This window comes from Methylomonas sp. AM2-LC (assembly GCF_039904985.1).
Taxonomy (GTDB): domain Bacteria; phylum Pseudomonadota; class Gammaproteobacteria; order Methylococcales; family Methylomonadaceae; genus Methylomonas.
The window spans coordinates 2,350,072-2,368,437 of the sequence record NZ_CP157005.1 but is presented as its reverse complement, the minus strand read 5'-3'; the positions used below and the strand labels follow the sequence as shown (position 1 = coordinate 2,368,437).

The 18,366-nt window shown below is 44.4% G+C and carries 12 protein-coding genes; 6 read left to right on the top strand and 6 right to left on the bottom strand.

Translation table 11 applies throughout. From position 1 onward, the window contains the following. Positions 1-308: 308 nt before the first annotated feature. Positions 309-2,342 (top strand): methyl-accepting chemotaxis protein, encoded by a 2,034-nt coding sequence (locus ABH008_RS10725; protein WP_347989849.1) that lies wholly within the window; start codon positions 309-311, stop codon positions 2,340-2,342. Between the two features lie 515 nt (positions 2,343-2,857). Here the strand turns inward: ABH008_RS10725 and ABH008_RS10720 are convergent. The 3 genes from ABH008_RS10720 to ABH008_RS10710 all read right to left on the bottom strand — a co-directional run bounded on the left by ABH008_RS10720 (position 2,858) and on the right by ABH008_RS10710 (position 5,848). Beyond that, positions 2,858-3,517: a hypothetical protein gene (locus ABH008_RS10720; protein ID WP_347989848.1), complete on the bottom strand. Its 660-nt coding sequence runs from the start codon at positions 3,515-3,517 to the stop codon at positions 2,858-2,860. Positions 3,518-3,542: 25 nt separating this feature from the next. Then, positions 3,543-5,087, bottom strand: a complete 1,545-nt coding sequence (locus ABH008_RS10715; protein ID WP_347989847.1) for a metallophosphoesterase — start codon at positions 5,085-5,087, stop codon at positions 3,543-3,545. Between the two features lie 392 nt (positions 5,088-5,479). Next, the gene (locus tag ABH008_RS10710; protein ID WP_347989846.1) at positions 5,480-5,848 is read right to left on the bottom strand and encodes a hypothetical protein; all 369 of its coding nucleotides are present in this window, start codon (positions 5,846-5,848) and stop codon (positions 5,480-5,482) included. Positions 5,849-6,467: 619 nt separating this feature from the next. Here ABH008_RS10710 and ABH008_RS10705 point away from each other — a divergent pair. Both ABH008_RS10705 and ABH008_RS10700 read left to right on the top strand, forming a co-directional pair. Next, complete coding sequence (locus ABH008_RS10705) at positions 6,468-7,064, top strand: putative adhesin (protein ID WP_347989845.1); 597 nt, start codon at positions 6,468-6,470, stop codon at positions 7,062-7,064. A 477-nt stretch (positions 7,065-7,541) separates the two neighbouring features. Then, a complete protein-coding gene (locus ABH008_RS10700; protein WP_347989844.1) occupies positions 7,542-10,883 on the top strand; it encodes an EAL domain-containing protein in 3,342 nt (1,113 codons plus the stop codon). A gap of 137 nt (positions 10,884-11,020) precedes the next feature. Here the strand turns inward: ABH008_RS10700 and ltrA (ABH008_RS10695) are convergent, their stop codons facing one another. Then, on the bottom strand, positions 11,021-12,352 hold the full coding sequence (gene ltrA, locus ABH008_RS10695; protein ID WP_347989591.1) for a group II intron reverse transcriptase/maturase: 1,332 nt from the start codon (positions 12,350-12,352) through the stop codon (positions 11,021-11,023). Positions 12,353-13,280: 928 nt separating this feature from the next. Here ltrA (ABH008_RS10695) and ABH008_RS10690 point away from each other — a divergent pair. Both ABH008_RS10690 and ABH008_RS10685 read left to right on the top strand, forming a co-directional pair. Next, the gene (locus ABH008_RS10690) at positions 13,281-13,580 is read left to right on the top strand and encodes a type II toxin-antitoxin system prevent-host-death family antitoxin (protein ID WP_347989843.1); all 300 of its coding nucleotides are present in this window, start codon (positions 13,281-13,283) and stop codon (positions 13,578-13,580) included. After that, on the top strand, positions 13,567-13,989 hold the full coding sequence (locus ABH008_RS10685) for a putative toxin-antitoxin system toxin component, PIN family (protein WP_347989842.1): 423 nt from the start codon (positions 13,567-13,569) through the stop codon (positions 13,987-13,989). Before ABH008_RS10690 ends, ABH008_RS10685 begins: the two co-directional genes overlap by 14 nt. Before the next feature lie 311 nt (positions 13,990-14,300). Here the strand turns inward: ABH008_RS10685 and ltrA (ABH008_RS10680) are convergent, their stop codons facing one another. Further along, complete coding sequence (ltrA, locus tag ABH008_RS10680; RefSeq protein WP_347989591.1) at positions 14,301-15,632, bottom strand: group II intron reverse transcriptase/maturase; 1,332 nt, start codon at positions 15,630-15,632, stop codon at positions 14,301-14,303. A gap of 584 nt (positions 15,633-16,216) precedes the next feature. Here ltrA (ABH008_RS10680) and ABH008_RS10675 point away from each other — a divergent pair. Then, a complete protein-coding gene (locus ABH008_RS10675; RefSeq protein WP_347989841.1) occupies positions 16,217-16,357 on the top strand; it encodes a hypothetical protein in 141 nt (46 codons plus the stop codon). 235 nt (positions 16,358-16,592) lie between these two features. Here ABH008_RS10675 and ltrA (ABH008_RS10670) read toward each other — a convergent pair whose 3' ends face one another. Then, complete coding sequence (gene ltrA / locus ABH008_RS10670; RefSeq protein WP_347989591.1) at positions 16,593-17,924, bottom strand: group II intron reverse transcriptase/maturase; 1,332 nt, start codon at positions 17,922-17,924, stop codon at positions 16,593-16,595. Positions 17,925-18,366 lie beyond the last annotated feature (442 nt).

Sequence of the window (18,366 nt, the reverse complement as noted above, 5' to 3'; positions counted from 1 at the left end):
GGCTATATAGCTTTGGTTTTGTGTACTAATAGCTTACTGTTCGTTTTTAAGTTCTGTTCGAACACAAACGGCAACTTCGATTTCCCTAGCATTTTTGTGATTTAGTTAAAAGAAATACTAAATAAACTGTGGCACTGGTTCAAAACCAGGCATTGTTGAATTGTCAATAACGCTAGTATCAACTACTTTGAATAAGCAGGAATATCAAGGTCTGTAACTACGTAGTTTCTATAAAAGTGACAGGCTAACTTAGCTTACTTTCCAGAACAACTTAGTACACTAATCAAAACACTACCTAAGGTTAAAACATGAAGAATATGAAGATAGCATTAAAGCTGGGACTTAGTTATGCTTCAATATTAAGTTTGATGGTCATTATTTCTTGGCTAGCCATTCAGAGCCTCACCACCTTGAATAACAATACCACTTCAATAGTTGAAGATAGGTTTACAAAAATTAAACTTTACAACGATGTAATAATACGCGCCTCTGAAAATGGTCGCTATATGCGCAATATTGCCTTGCTTGATAATCCCACCAAGCAGGAAGAATATAAAAATATGATCCTAAAAAACCGAGAACTCAACAAAGTGGATCTAGAGCGCTTAAATGGATTAGTCATTACCCCTAAAGGCAGAGAATTGTATACCGTTCTGATGGGAAAACGCGCTGACTCTGCAGAAAAATCCGTGGCATTCTTTAAATTACAAGCCGAAAAAGCAGATTTGAAAAAGCTGGGGGACTTTATCATTAATGTGTTTGCACCTGCCAATAACGCTTATATGGATGCTGCAAAAGCCGCCATTGAGCATCAAGTTATAATGATGAACGAAGCCGAGCAAAACTCTAAACACACTTACGAAACTCAATTTTATACCATCATTACCATCACAGCACTTGCCATACTGTTGGGCATAGTTTTGGCTTGGTTTATTACCCGTAATTTGATGCGCCAATTAGGTGGCGAACCGCAACAAGTGGCCGATATTGCTAACCAAGTGGCGATTGGTGATCTTAGTGCGCACATTGAATTAAGAGCAGGCGATACACAAAGCATCATGGCCGCCATGAGCAATATGCTGGGCAATATTCAAACGGTTGCCAATTTGGCCAATAAAATTGCCGCAGGTGATTTAAGCACACAGCTGGATACAAAAACCCTTGAAACAAACGGCATGTTGGCAGCAATGCAGAATATGACCACTTCTATTCAAGCCGTGGTTGACGACTCGACTATGCTGTCTGCTGCTGCCAAAGCCGGATTATTGCAAACCCGCGCCGATGCAGACAAACATCAGGGGGATTACCGTAAAATCGTGCAAGGCTTTAATGACACTTTGGATGGCGTAATACTGCCGGTCAACGAAGCCATACAGGTGTTAACCCTGGTAGAACAAGGCGACCTGACCCATACGGTGACTGGCAATTACCAAGGCCAGCTGGGAGAGTTTAAAGAAACCGTGAACAACACTATTAGCAAACTCTCGCAGACAATTTCAGAAGTAATTATTGCCGCAGAAGAACTGGGCAACGCCTCCTCACAAATAGACGCAACCTCACAATCTTTGTCGCAAGCCACCAGTGAACAGGCGGCAAGTGTTGAGCAAACCAGTGCCAGTATTGAAGAAATGTCGGCCAGTATTAATCAAAATGCTGATAATGCCAAAATTACAGACAGCATGGCTGCCAAAGCAGCTAAAGAAGCCGACCAGGGCGGCACAGCTGTGAAACAAACCGTGGTAGCCATGAAAGAAATTGCGAACAAAATCAGCATTATTGATGATATTGCCTATCAAACCAATATGCTGGCGTTGAATGCCGCCATTGAGGCGGCACGTGCAGGCGATCATGGTAAAGGTTTTGCGGTTGTGGCAGCGGAAGTACGTAAACTGGCAGAACGCAGCCAAAAAGCCGCGCAGGAAATTGGCGAATTGGCCGGTAGTAGTGTGAGTACCGCCGAAAGCGCGGGCCATTTATTGGACGAAATTGTCCCCAGTATTGCTAAGACATCGGACTTGGTGCAGGAAATTGCAGCAGCTTCTCATGAACAATCGGTCGGTGTTAACCAAATTAATACGGCGATGAACCAGATGAGCATGATTACCCAGCAGAATGCCTCGGCCAGTGAAGAACTATCAGCAACGGCCGAAGAAATGAACAGTAAAGCTAAGCAACTACAAACCTTGATGAGTTTTTTCAAGATTAACGGCTACGCAGCGCAGAATATTCATTCCCTGGCAAAATTCAATACGGGTAAAGAAAAGTCCAGATATACCCCGTCGTCCAGCAACAACCGAGAATTTGAAAACCACAGTGAAAGTCATCATTTTAGCCGCTTCTAGACACTAAAGGCTTAATCGGGATCTGCATGCCCTGCGTTGTTTATTTATCAACAACGTAGGGTATGCACTATGCTTTCCAGTCAACATTAAGCCCAGCGTAGGATATGGTGAGGTACGGACCGCATCGTGAGGCCTTACACCCGCATCAATCTTAAAAGCTATTAACAAAGTGGTATTTACCTACAACAATTACTACGGTTGTCAATTCTATTGTATTTGGGCGTGATAATGAATGTGGTTGGGTGGAAATTGATGCGGTTCGCTGACGCTCACAGCATCCTATGCATTACGGCGTATGCTTTCCCATCATCCTACACATCTCAGCCACGAATCACAGCCTAAGCTTCTGGTTTAGCGGATAGGTCTCGGGCTAACCTATGTCCTTACCTATTATGTGATGCGGTTGTCTTGATAATGAAGGGTTAACTTACAAACTCTTTAAAATGGATGGGGCAAAAAAAACGGCATTGCGGGTGAGTTAAACCCGGCAATGCCGTTATCACTAACAACCCAACTTAGCTTGCTTTACGCTTACCAAACCGGCCTACTGCAAACAAGCCTGACACAAACAACAACACGCTAGGTGGTACCGGTACAGAACTGATCTGCACACCGATATCGTTACCTGGCGCAGAGCTGTAGTTATAGTAACTACCACCACTGTAAGCCGCATAAGCCGCTAATGGGGTGCTGGTAGAAACTGGCATGGCACCTTGGAAGCTATCGTTGTTTCCATTGTTACCAATCTCAAACGCTACCCAATAAGTACCCGCCGCCAGAAAAAATCCAGCGTTGTTATTAATACCGCTTAAACCATTCCAACCATTACCCGTGAATGTTGCATCACCGGTAAATTCTTGATTGGCTGTATTGACATTAATAGCCGGGATAGAGTTACTGCTTGAACTACTTGGATTACTATCGTAAACAGTAATCGTAAAAGTATTACCCACTTCCGCATTACCGTTATCGATTAAATAACCCTGTATGCTGTTGATATACTGATCTTGGCTGATGGTAAACTGCGCCGCCACCCAATCAGTACCATCCAGCGTGGAAGGGAAATAACCATTTCCGCTTGGATCGCCGGTATTAACCAGCACATCCGCTTGGGCTTGCTGGCTAAGCGATAGCGTTAATAACGCCATGCCCGCTAATGAATATATGTTTTTCATAAGTATTCCTGAAAAAAACTAGTCGTTATTGAGCTGAATAAGGCAGTGTAAATGTCGATAATGTTTTTAAAGCACCATTCATCGAACCATTAAAGTTACTGCCACAGGTTGCATTCAGGCTTGGATTACACTGTACGGTAGGATCAAAACCATAGGTATTGATGGTTACAGAGTTATCGGCATGCACAGATACATTCGCCCATGAGTACATACGGTCACTTTGTACCGGTGTCACGCTACCTGTTTCTTCAGCAACGGGTGCAGTACCCACTGTTTCTGGGTGAGTGGTGGTTGATAATAAATCATCAAATGGAGAACCGCCCGCACCAACGATAATTTGGTAAGAATTGTTGGTTTGACCCGCATAAGGTGTGGTATTTACTGTATTAGGTGCATCGTTGCCAGTAGGTTGCGATACATTATAGATATGCTCATGACCACAGAAATACGTTGCATTATGCTTTTGGATCACTTTCCAGAAATTGTTAGCCGCTGTAGCGTCGGTTAAAAATAAAGAAGACGCTGAAGAAGTGGTTAAGCCAGTTCCGGCAACATTGCTACCTGCATAATAATAGTAATAGGCAGGTTTATGACCAAACACGAACAGGTTTTTAGCGCCAGCGGCAACGGCTTTGCTCAAATCGGCATCTAACCAGTTGTAAGGTGCGTGGCTGTCATTACCCACTGGGTCGGTATTAATAACGGCAAAGTGATTGCTGCCTACATCAAAAGAGTAACTCAGTTTTTGTTGCGCAGAGCTAATTTTATCTGGGTTAACTGTACCCGCTGCTACCAATACATTACCATTGGCATCGGTAAGACCTGGACTCACATAAGTGGCGCTAGGTGTATTGTTAACATTCCAAGGATTGGTGGTGGTGTTCAAGCTTAAACCGATCGGTGATAACACCGTGTTTAAACGTGTCGTATCAATCACCAGATCACCCATGTTAGCAACCCAGGCTGCTTCGTTTTCAACCACAGAGGCTTTATTGCAACGTTTACATTGGGTTTCATGATTGCCTGGTACAGGCACTACATAAGTACCTGTTTCTATCATCGGAGCGACCATACCGCGCCAGAAACCATACTCAATATAAGTTTGCAACAAATCGGAATTGGTAATATCGCTTACTGTAGGGCTGGCAATCACAGTTTCATTACTGCCTTTATTTCTGACAACTGGCACGCCTGCTTTACCATAACCCATGATCATGTCGCCGTTAAAAAACAACAGATTGGATTTTTGCGCTTGCACAGTACGAATAATACGTGACCAGGCAGTGGAGTTTTGCATGTACAAACAATCTTGACCGGTTAAACCAGGATTAGCCAAATACCCGGTGGTGTTTGGATAATAGCAATTGCCCACACCCACTTGATTGGCATTAATCAAAGACTCGTCAGGACCCGAAGTATCTTGTCTGGAATCGCCTAAGGTAGAGAATGTAAGTACCACAGGACTGGTGCTGCCAGCAAACACAGGTGCCATATTAAGCAGCGCGCTTATTGAAATCGCTGCGGTCAACAAGCTTTTTGGCTTGAACCGGTTAAGGGTTAGTTCGAACATGTGAAAATACCTAAATAAAGTTAAAAAAACTTTATTAGACTAACTTCACATTATTGCAATTTGATGACTTACACCCATAAACTGACACAAAAAAGCTTAAAAAACAGCAATAAATTAGTAACTTGCATAAGTCGACCAACGAGTGCACTGCACCAATAGCTACTGCGTAGCATGCGATGAGGCATAAACCGCTTGCCTCAATGACCATCTAGCACCTTATTTAAAAAACTATCTTAATACTGAGGGAACTTCGAAAAACCACCCTTCGACAAGGCTCTCCTGAGTTGTATCGAAGGGCTCAGGGCGAACGGTGGTATTTATTTACCGTTCGTGCTGAGCCCTTCGAAGCGCAAAAGCCAGGTTTTTCGAAGTTCCCTTGATTGATTAGCTATTTACTGATTAGGCGCAGCGGTTTTTTGGCGTAATTTTTCTACCCGCGCCGCAGCTTTGGCGGCCGCTTCTTCGGCTTCCTCAGCCTCTTCAGCCGCTTGTTCCTCCTGACTTAGCACCGCAATTCCGGAATTGCCTTCGCCATCTGCACACGCTCTGCCCAGTAGCGCAGGTTTGGCTTTACCTTGCAGATCGACAGTTTGACCCACTTTCGGACCCAAGTTAAAGTAACAAATAGAGGAAGTTTGCCCTGGCTTGGGCTTATTTGCGCTGGCCTGAGCAAGTGTGGACGTTAAACCGAGTGCTACACTCAGCACACCAGCAGTCAGACTCTTGACAACAGGGTGTTGGATAAAATTGATTACAGACATAAAAGTTGCGTATGACAGCAGAGTAAAACAGCACTATAAATAGTTTTTATGACAGAAATATTTATTGTGTTGTTTTACTAGACAAACCACGAAAATTTTTTATCACACTATCCGCAGACACAGCTTACGACAACCACAATTTTAATGAAGAATTTTGACAAGCCATTTCAAAAAAAGTAGCATTCCGAACATTGACTATTTTAATCGTTGTAAGCTTTTTTACTTTCTAGTTTCTAAGGCTGAAAATGAAACAACCGTTGGTCCTGAGTGTTTCGTTACCACTCGGAGGAGCCTTGCCGAAGAGCGATTAATACTTATCATTTAAGTGATTATTCAGCTTGGTTTTTTGTAATTAAAATCAATGAACTATAGAATTTTTTAAACTTAGTAACGCGCAGTTTTCGCGATTGATGCGCCTCCTGGCGTCGGTACAGCCTATATAGGTTTTGCTTTACCGTGTAGCGTGCGTAGACTGAGTATAAATATGACTTTTACAACTGCGTGGACATAAAAGCAACGTGTACCCTATGCGTTTGCTTGCTGTAATGCCGACACAGGGTATTTAGCTGTGGTAGTTTGCCAATTTGGAATCAATGAAACAATACTGACGAGGAATAGAATGGGAATAAAATATTTAGGTTCGCACTTGTGTGTCATTACCAAGAACGACACTGGCAAAAAATCCAACAACGGCATCATCATTATTGCGCATGGTGCAACCATTACAGGTAAGAACTTTGACCTTGAAGGTGGCGGCGTGTATTTCTATTGTCCACCTGGCGACTCATTAATCACTAACGATTACGATTTTCTTAAATGCTGGGCTGGCAACCGTGTCTACTCGAAGATCATTTCCACGGGTAATAGCAAGTGTCCGGATTACGAGCTGTCAAAATCTATCAGCTACCACGCAAGTGCAGCGGCTGAAAAAATGGGCAAAAAAGCTATCAATAAGCTGATCAAAGACGACCCTAATCAAGCCGTAAAAGAAAACAGAAGCAATTACGAGGCCATAGAAAAACTGGTTACCTCGGGCAATTGTCCCTACGATGTAGTGTCTATTCGTAACAGATGGTTTTCCGACGGCACCACTCTCTCTTACGTTATCAAAAAACTTAAAAAAGAAGGCTACGGTTACGGTGAATTCCACTGCTGTTTTTGTCGCGCAAGTGATGGCGGCGGTGATTGGGATGTTGAGTTAAGAAAACACATCTAATACAGTATCTGCCTCTTGCAGTCCGCAGGCTGGGTTAACATCAGCAAACCCAGCCTAATGATGCAGTATGGCTCCAAGCGTATCATCACACCTGCCCGCGCCGTGTCAATCACAACATCACAGCTTCGATATCCATTCTGCCGTATTGCTTATCTTACAGAATGTTATTTGTTTCATGAAAAGAGCAAAGGATAGCCATTATTTTCCTGAAATTTAGGTTTTTGTTAACTAAATCTAAAAAAATCATCACTATTTAATGACAGAATATTGAACTTTCTAGCACAATCATAATTTAATTTCGCTATCAGCCCTGATTCGGGCTAGAATAAACTTGTAAAGTTTACTGGAAATTTGCTTTGATAAAAATGTCAAGCAACGCTCTAAATGTGGAAGTAGCCATTGTTTCAGTTGCTTCATAATTTTATCTAAATTTTAGTGTGCCACTCTAACAGTGACTACTTAAGAAACGTTTTAATTATGCATAATAACAAGGCTACTGACCGGATTAATGCACAGGTGCTGATAGTTGAGGACGCACCCGTTGCTCTGCAATCTCTGTTAAAAAGCCTGGAAACTGCAGGTTACCAGGTGACTATTGAGCAGGACACTAAAAACGTTTTGCAATGTGCAGCTCGGTTAAAACCCGATCTAATATTACTGGCGGCAGTATTAGCCAACCAAGACAGTTTTGAATTCTGCCGGCTAATCAAACAACATGCCGACTTTAAAGACATCCCCATCCTGTTTATACTCGATAACGGCTCTAGCGAACAAAGAAGTCGTGTGTTTAAGGTGGGCGGAAGCGATTACCTTTATAAACCCATAGTGTATGAGGAATTGCTAGCCAAGTTCTCCACCCATCTGCAAGCCAATACCCTAAATAAAGCTTGGCTGCGGATTACGGCAGAACATACGCAATTGCTGGCGAATCAGCAGATCTTGACGCAACAGGTGAATGGATATATCACCGAGTTAAATGCCATTAGCAGCTGCAACCAGAGCTTATTACGCGCTGAAACTGAACAAAATCTGCTCAACGACATCTGCCGTATAGTCTGTGAACAAGCCAATTACGATCTGGCCTGGGTGGGCTATATCGAAGATGCTGCGGCTAACATGCTACGCGCCGTGGCTTGGGCCGGTGTGGATGATGCGGATATTGAACAGTTAACCAACCACCCAAACCATTCTATACTGGCGGGGTATGCCTCCTCTATTGCCCTGCCCCTCAAAAATGAACACGCCATCACCTTCGGCATGCTCAATGTTTATGCTAGGAAAGCGGAGGCATTTACTGATCGTGATGTCGTTTTGCTGGAAAAGTTGGCCGCCGATCTGAGCTTTGGCATCAGCGTATTACGCGCCAAACTGGAACGCAATCAACAACAACAGTGGCTTAGCTTGCTGGAACATGCTTTAAATCATACCTACGAAGCGGCCTATCTGCTTAATGAACAAGGTGACATCGTCTATGTCAACGATGCAGCTTGCCAAGTATTGGATTATAGCCGCGAACAATTGCTGGGCATGAACTTAACAGAGATTGATCCTGATATTTCGCTGGCTGAATGTGCTGTCATTTGGGAGATAGCCCAGAGCAAGGGCCATTATACTTTGGAAAGCCGTCATCGGCATCGCGATGGCAGACTATTCCCGGTTGAAATTCTGACCACCCTCACCCACTACCAAGGGCAAAAGCTGTCTATTTCGCTAGTGCGCGACATCAGCGAACGCAAACAAGCCGCAGAGAAACTGCAACTTTCGGAAGAACGTTTACGATTAACTTTGGAAGCCGCGCAAATCGGTATCTTTGACTGGAATGTCACGCAAGATCAATTTTTTACTTCGGCGACCTATTACACTATGTTGGGCTACACTTACGAACCGAGTGCCGGTAATCGCGAAGAATGGCTGGAGCGAGTCCATCCCGATGATCGCGCTTATGTGGCATTTAAGATTAAACAGGTGTTGTTAAAAGAAAGCGATTCTTATCATTACGAAGCACGTATTCGGCATGCAGACGGACAATATCGCTGGATAGCAGCTCAAGCCTTTAGCATCCATGCCGATACTGACGGCACAGTCACCCGTATTTTAGGTATCCGCCAGGATATTACCGAACGCTATGAGGCCGCAGAACAACTACGCATTGCCGCTACTGCTTTCGAATCTCAGGAGGGTATTTTTATTACCGATGCCAAGGGCTGTATTTTGCGCGTTAATCGGGCCTTTACAGAAATTACCGGTTTTACGCCTGACGATGTGTGCGGCAAAATGCCAGATTTGCTGATAGCAGAACGTCTTAATCCCAATTTTTATCAAACTGTATGGGAATGCATGCAACGCCATAGTGTCTGGCAAGGCGAAGTGTGGAACCAGCGCAAAAATAAAGAAATTTACCCGGCCTGGAGCATCATTACCGCAGTGACCAATGCTCAAGCCAAAATTACCCATTACGTTGTCATACTAGTGGATATTAGTGATCGTAAAAAAGCGGAGCAGGAAATCAAACAACTGGCTTTCTTCGACCCACTGACCCGCCTGCCAAACCGTCGTCTGCTGCAAGATAGGCTTCAGCAAAGTCTGTGCAGCAATTCGCGCCATCTGCACTGCTCTGCTTTGGTGTTTATTGATCTGGATAACTTTAAATTGCTTAACGATATTAGTGGACACGACATGGGTGACCGCTTGCTGGTGATGGTTGCCGAGCGTTTAAGCGCCTGCATTCGCGAGGGCGACACCATTTCGCGATTGGGGGGTGATGAGTTTGTGATTATCCTGGAAAACCTGAGCAATAATCTTGAAAAATCTGCAGCGCAAGCACAGAAAGTCTGCGAAAAAATTCTGTTGACACTCAATCAACCCTATAAATTCGGCGACAATGTTTACCATAGTACCCCCAGTATTGGTATCACTTTGTTTGCAGACGCCGAAAATTCGGTAGAAGATCTTTTAAAACAGGCTGATATAGCCATGTATGAAGCCAAATCTGCGGGACGCAATACTCTGCGCTTTTACGATCCAAACATGCAAGCGTCACTTGCCGCTAAAGCCAACTTGGAGATCGAATTGCGCACTGCAATTAAGGAAGCGCAGTTTGAACTGCATTATCAGGCACAAGCAGACGGCGAACACGGTATAGTCAGTGCCGAAGCGCTGCTGCGATGGCGACATCCAGAACGCGGCTTGATATCACCCATTGTATTTATCACCTTAGCCGAAGAAACCGGCTTGATCTTGCCCATCGGCTTATGGGTACTGGAAACCGCCTGCGCTCAACTCAAAAATTGGCAAAGCCATGCGCGGGCGTGTCGGTTAACGTTGGCCATCAATGTCAGTGCGCGCCAGTTTAGACAGTCCGATTTTGTCGAGCAAGTGTGTTTGGCACTCAAAACTAGCGATGCGCCCGCTAAGCAGCTGAAACTGGAATTAACCGAAAGCCTGGTGCTTGACGATGTTGAAGATACCATACAAAAAATGCATGAACTCAGGGCTTTAGGCGTTAGTTTCTCCATGGACGATTTCGGCACCGGCTATTCGTCTCTTTCTTACCTGAGCCGTTTACCGCTGGATCAACTAAAGATAGATCAGTCGTTTATCCGCAACCTGCCTGACAATGCAAATGACGCGGTGGTCGTACAAACCATCATCACCCTGGCCAGAAGTTTAGGTTTAAATGTGATTGCCGAAGGCGTTGAAACAGAGGAACAAAGACAGTTTCTGACTATTCACCATTGCCCCAGCTATCAGGGCTATTTACTCAGTAAACCTATACCGTTAAATGAGTTTGAGAAACTTTGCGGTTATGATGTTATTTAAGGACGGAGTTGCTAACACACACTAACACACACAACGGGGTCACAACGGGTAGAGTAAGGAGCAGGCTTGCGCCTACCCCTCCTCATCAAACCGTGCTTGCAGTTTTCCCGCACACGGCTTTCCGATGCTCTTCGTACTCAGGCATGCACTGATCGCCAGCCAGCTTTCCCTGGAACCTTAAATAAACCATAGCGTTTGTATAAATCTACGCTAGGAAATCGACCTTCGCCAATCTTTCGATCTTTTATCTTATGGCGTTTCATCAAGTGTTTACGCAGGCGTTGCTCTGCGTGTACCTTAACTTTCTCAAATACCTGACTAGAGTTTTGATAATGGAAATAGTTTGTCCAACCTCTGAGGCTTAGATTAATATTTCTGATCATAATTTCTAGTGGCAGGGTGGTTTGATTTCGCCCCGTCATCTGTGTCAGCTTGTCCTTGATCTTCTTCGCAGATTTAGCTGATGGGCAGACATGCGGGTATGGCTTGCCTGTTCGCCTTCCTTGGCTCATTCTGATTGAAAATCCCAAGAAATTGAAGCTTGATTGGGTAGCGTCAACAATGTGCGTTTTGGATTCGTTCAGGGTAAGACCTAATCTTTCCAGCACTTGCTTTACAACCAACATGGGTGTTTCAACATCCTTTCTACACAACACAACAAAGTCATCGGCATATCTCACCAACTGCGCTTTTAATTTGCCTTTGAGCTGATGTCGTTGCCATATCCGGTCAAGAATATGTAGGTAGCAGTTTGCCAATAGCGGGGAGATTACACCACCTTGCGGCGTTCCTTTACGATTGGCTTTTCCACCACCCAACACCTTCCTCTTACCGTTTTCATCATTACCAATCACGGGGGCTTTCAGCCATTGCTTGATCAGTGCGAGAATCTCACCATCAACAATGCGTTCTGCAACCACTGCCATCAGCTTTGCATGCGGTATGCTGTCGAAATATTTCGTCAAATCAGCATCTATGACTTGTGTATAACCCGCCCATAGCGCATTGGCAATGTCATCCACCGCATCATGCGCCGATTTCTTTGGTCTGAATCCATACGAATTCGGACAGAAGTCTGCTTCGAATATGGGCTCAATGACAAGTTTAACCGCCATTTGCGCCACCCGGTCACGTATCGTCGGAATCCCCAGCGGTCTTAAACTACCATCCGCTTTAGGAATCATAACGCGCCGGACTGGCTGGGCTCGGTAGGTCTTTTCTTTCAGATCATGGACAAGTTCCAACAAAAACTTATCTAACCCAATTACATGCTCTATGGCTTCAAAGCTTATCCCGTCAACGCCGGGACTTCCCTTATTAGCTCTAACCAGACACCAGGCGTGATAGAGGACATCTTCCCGGTATATCTTGTCGTAAAGCGCGTAAAAACGATAGGCTGGTTCTTGCTTGGCCTTGGTATATAGCTTCCTCTGTAATGTCCTGATTTTCGTAGGAGTGACTAGCAACATGGCAATCTCCTCATCCTCCATTCTTGGGTTGCGTGAACAAAGTAGAGCCCCTTCCCTCAGCCAAGGTTATGTTGTCCTTTGGCTTCAAACGGTACTATGAGCCCCTCCGACTCCTGTATTCAGCCATTGAAATTTCGTTTCCTTATATCCAATGATCGATGGCCTCCCCATCCCTCAATACAGGTCTCCAGCACTGGACTACAAATCTTCTAGTACATGCCAACCCTGCTACCCCGGAAGAACACAAACACCATTTCCGTTATTTAAGTGTTCGTACGACGACCTTCCCCTTCTGACCACAGGGTCGGCTTCTTCGATTACGTTTACGAGGCTACTTATAGGTTCACTTTCGTTTCGGCCTGCACTTTTGCTATTTGAAAACTTACGACCCCGTGTCGCCACAACGCCGCTTTCTCATGCTACCGTGGCGTACGGACAATTCCACGGTCGGGACTTTAACCCGCTAGATTTGCAGTTGTTACTGCGTACGGTCAGGTCTTTCAATGACGCATTTTTATGTTAAAATAAATGTACAGCATATACAGAATGAATAACATAAATATATATATGAAAGGTTAAACAATATAGCAAGACCTTTAAGAATTGAATTAGCGGGCGGTTTGTATCCTGTCACTTCGCGAGGAAATGCTCGCCATGATATTTTTTTAGACGATGACGATAGATTATGTTGGCTGGAAATATTTGGTCATGTTTGCGAGCGATTCAACTGGATATGCCATGCTTATTGTTTGATGACTAACCATTACCACGTTGTTATTGCTCAACAGTTGGTCGAACGGTAAAATGAAATTACTTGCATGTGTCATGGAAAGACCTGACCCCAATGCCCCTCAAAAATACAACGGTATAAATGCATATCAGCTATAATCACTGTAACAGCTAGTTTGTTTAAAAAGGAGAATTGATTATGCTAACCATGACATCTTTAGCCGCTCAAAATCATTTCGGTGAACTGATCGACACATCTCAACGAGAGCCTGTTTTAATCACTCGTCGGGGACGTCCTGTTTCAGTTGTTTTGTCGACGTCTGGAAATACTGTACAGACCCTGTTGCAAGTTATGAAGTTAATTAATGAGTTATCTCCATTAAAAGGCGATTCGGCAGCAAACGCTTACGAAGCTTTCAGACAAAAAATCGGTAATGAAGCTGAAAATGACGGATTAAGTGAAGAGGATGTAAATACATTAGTCCATGCCAATCGCTAAAACTAAACGAATTGTTATCGATACGAGTCTTGCGATAAGTGCCGCAATCTTACCGAATTCAATATCTACCAAAGCATTTTCGTTAGCATTAAAAAACTTTCAGCCCGTAGCATCCGATTCAACATTGACAGAATTGATTGATGTAATCTATCGACCAAAATTTAATAAGTATTTGAGTGATGAAGCACGGCTTGAGTTTTTGACCTTATACGCGCAATCGTCAGAGATTGTTTCAGTCACCAGCGTCATTACTGATTGCATTGATCCTAAAGACAATCAGTTTCTGGCTTTAGCGATTGATGCAGGTGCCAGCTTTATCCTAAGTGGTGATCCGCATTTGACAGACATGACCCCATACAGAGGTATTGCAATTGTTGGGTCCAAGAATTTTGTCGATAAATTCCAATGAAAATTTATATCGCATCGCATGATAACTACTTATTAGATAAAAGTTATGACTTTTGACTGCTATATTTCGCTGACACAGAAGTTTCGATAACCGATTGGCGTTACCAAAAAACTATAAAAATTACTGAATACGATATTCAACAAGCTATATCAAGTTTTCCTAAGACTCGGTATTACGGGAGTAAAAGACGATTACTATGTCGCACACAATAGCACACAATAGGTAGAGTAAGGAGCAGGCTTGCGCCTACCCCTCCTCATCAAACCGTGCTTGCAGTTTTCCCGCACACGGCTTTCCGATGCTCTTCGTACTCAGGCATGCACTGATCGCCAGCCAGCTTTCCCTGGAACCTTAAATAAACCATAGCGTTTGTATAAATCTACGCTAGGAAATCGACCTTCGCCAATCTTTCGATCTTTTATCTTATGGCGTTTCATCAAGTGTTTACGCAGGCGTTGCTCTGCGTGTACCTTAACTTTCTCAAATACCTGACTAGAGTTTTGATAATGGAAATAGTTTGTCCAACCTCTGAGGCTTAGATTAATATTTCTGATCATAATTTCTAGTGGCAGGGTGGTTTGATTTCGCCCCGTCATCTGTGTCAGCTTGTCCTTGATCTTCTTCGCAGATTTAGCTGATGGGCAGACATGCGGGTATGGCTTGCCTGTTCGCCTTCCTTGGCTCATTCTGATTGAAAATCCCAAGAAATTGAAGCTTGATTGGGTAGCGTCAACAATGTGCGTTTTGGATTCGTTCAGGGTAAGACCTAATCTTTCCAGCACTTGCTTTACAACCAACATGGGTGTTTCAACATCCTTTCTACACAACACAACAAAGTCATCGGCATATCTCACCAACTGCGCTTTTAATTTGCCTTTGAGCTGATGTCGTTGCCATATCCGGTCAAGAATATGTAGGTAGCAGTTTGCCAATAGCGGGGAGATTACACCACCTTGCGGCGTTCCTTTACGATTGGCTTTTCCACCACCCAACACCTTCCTCTTACCGTTTTCATCATTACCAATCACGGGGGCTTTCAGCCATTGCTTGATCAGTGCGAGAATCTCACCATCAACAATGCGTTCTGCAACCACTGCCATCAGCTTTGCATGCGGTATGCTGTCGAAATATTTCGTCAAATCAGCATCTATGACTTGTGTATAACCCGCCCATAGCGCATTGGCAATGTCATCCACCGCATCATGCGCCGATTTCTTTGGTCTGAATCCATACGAATTCGGACAGAAGTCTGCTTCGAATATGGGCTCAATGACAAGTTTAACCGCCATTTGCGCCACCCGGTCACGTATCGTCGGAATCCCCAGCGGTCTTAAACTACCATCCGCTTTAGGAATCATAACGCGCCGGACTGGCTGGGCTCGGTAGGTCTTTTCTTTCAGATCATGGACAAGTTCCAACAAAAACTTATCTAACCCAATTACATGCTCTATGGCTTCAAAGCTTATCCCGTCAACGCCGGGACTTCCCTTATTAGCTCTAACCAGACACCAGGCGTGATAGAGGACATCTTCCCGGTATATCTTGTCGTAAAGCGCGTAAAAACGATAGGCTGGTTCTTGCTTGGCCTTGGTATATAGCTTCCTCTGTAATGTCCTGATTTTCGTAGGAGTGACTAGCAACATGGCAATCTCCTCATCCTCCATTCTTGGGTTGCGTGAACAAAGTAGAGCCCCTTCCCTCAGCCAAGGTTATGTTGTCCTTTGGCTTCAAACGGTACTATGAGCCCCTCCGACTCCTGTATTCAGCCATTGAAATTTCGTTTCCTTATATCCAATGATCGATGGCCTCCCCATCCCTCAATACAGGTCTCCAGCACTGGACTACAAATCTTCTAGTACATGCCAACCCTGCTACCCCGGAAGAACACAAACACCATTTCCGTTATTTAAGTGTTCGTACGACGACCTTCCCCTTCTGACCACAGGGTCGGTTTCTTCGATTACGTTTACGAGGCTACTTATAGGTTCACTTTCGTTTCGGCCTGCACTTTTGCTATTTGAAAACTTACGACCCCGTGTCGCCACAACGCCGCTTTCTCATGCTACCGTGGCGTACGGACAATTCCACGGTCGGGACTTTAACCCGCTAGATTTGCAGTTGTTACTGCGTACGGTCAGGTCTTTCAATAACGCATTTTTATGTTAAAATAAATGTACAGCATATACAGAATGAATAATATAAATATATTTATGAAAGGTTAAACAATATGGCAAGACCTTTAAGAATTGAATTAGCGGGCGGTTTGTATCATGTCACTTCGCGAGGAAATGCTCGCCATGATATTTTTTTAGACGATGACGATAGATTATGTTGGCTGGAAATATTTGGTCAAGTTTGCGAGAGTTAGTCGAACGGTAAAATGAAATTACTTGCATATGTTATGGAAAGACCTGACCCCAATACCCTAACATGTGCTTAATTGCAGTTACTATTAGTATCACTCTGATATCACAATCTTAACCCGCCATAGTTTTCGACGTTAAGACACAATGGGTAGAGTAAGGAGCAGGCTTGCGCCTACCCCTCCTCATCAAACCGTGCTTGCAGTTTTCCCGCACACGGCTTTCCGATGCTCTTCGTACTCAGGCATGCACTGATCGCCAGCCAGCTTTCCCTGGAACCTTAAATAAACCATAGCGTTTGTATAAATCTACGCTAGGAAATCGACCTTCGCCAATCTTTCGATCTTTTATCTTATGGCGTTTCATCAAGTGTTTACGCAGGCGTTGCTCTGCGTGTACCTTAACTTTCTCAAATACCTGACTAGAGTTTTGATAATGGAAATAGTTTGTCCAACCTCTGAGGCTTAGATTAATATTTCTGATCATAATTTCTAGTGGCAGGGTGGTTTGATTTCGCCCCGTCATCTGTGTCAGCTTGTCCTTGATCTTCTTCGCAGATTTAGCTGATGGGCAGACATGCGGGTATGGCTTGCCTGTTCGCCTTCCTTGGCTCATTCTGATTGAAAATCCCAAGAAATTGAAGCTTGATTGGGTAGCGTCAACAATGTGCGTTTTGGATTCGTTCAGGGTAAGACCTAATCTTTCCAGCACTTGCTTTACAACCAACATGGGTGTTTCAACATCCTTTCTACACAACACAACAAAGTCATCGGCATATCTCACCAACTGCGCTTTTAATTTGCCTTTGAGCTGATGTCGTTGCCATATCCGGTCAAGAATATGTAGGTAGCAGTTTGCCAATAGCGGGGAGATTACACCACCTTGCGGCGTTCCTTTACGATTGGCTTTTCCACCACCCAACACCTTCCTCTTACCGTTTTCATCATTACCAATCACGGGGGCTTTCAGCCATTGCTTGATCAGTGCGAGAATCTCACCATCAACAATGCGTTCTGCAACCACTGCCATCAGCTTTGCATGCGGTATGCTGTCGAAATATTTCGTCAAATCAGCATCTATGACTTGTGTATAACCCGCCCATAGCGCATTGGCAATGTCATCCACCGCATCATGCGCCGATTTCTTTGGTCTGAATCCATACGAATTCGGACAGAAGTCTGCTTCGAATATGGGCTCAATGACAAGTTTAACCGCCATTTGCGCCACCCGGTCACGTATCGTCGGAATCCCCAGCGGTCTTAAACTACCATCCGCTTTAGGAATCATAACGCGCCGGACTGGCTGGGCTCGGTAGGTCTTTTCTTTCAGATCATGGACAAGTTCCAACAAAAACTTATCTAACCCAATTACATGCTCTATGGCTTCAAAGCTTATCCCGTCAACGCCGGGACTTCCCTTATTAGCTCTAACCAGACACCAGGCGTGATAGAGGACATCTTCCCGGTATATCTTGTCGTAAAGCGCGTAAAAACGATAGGCTGGTTCTTGCTTGGCCTTGGTATATAGCTTCCTCTGTAATGTCCTGATTTTCGTAGGAGTGACTAGCAACATGGCAATCTCCTCATCCTCCATTCTTGGGTTGCGTGAACAAAGTAGAGCCCCTTCCCTCAGCCAAGGTTATGTTGTCCTTTGGCTTCAAACGGTACTATGAGCCCCTCCGACTCCTGTATTCAGCCATTGAAATTTCGTTTCCTTATATCCAATGATCGATGGCCTCCCCATCCCTCAATACAGGTCTCCAGCACTGGACTACAAATCTTCTAGTACATGCCAACCCTGCTACCCCGGAAGAACACAAACACCATTTCCGTTATTTAAGTGTTCGTACGACGACCTTCCCCTTCTGACCACAGGGTCGGCTTCTTCGATTACGTTTACGAGGCTACTTATAGGTTCACTTTCGTTTCGGCCTGCACTTTTGCTATTTGAAAACTTACGACCCCGTGTCGCCACAACGCCGCTTTCTCATGCTACCGTGGCGTACGGACAATTC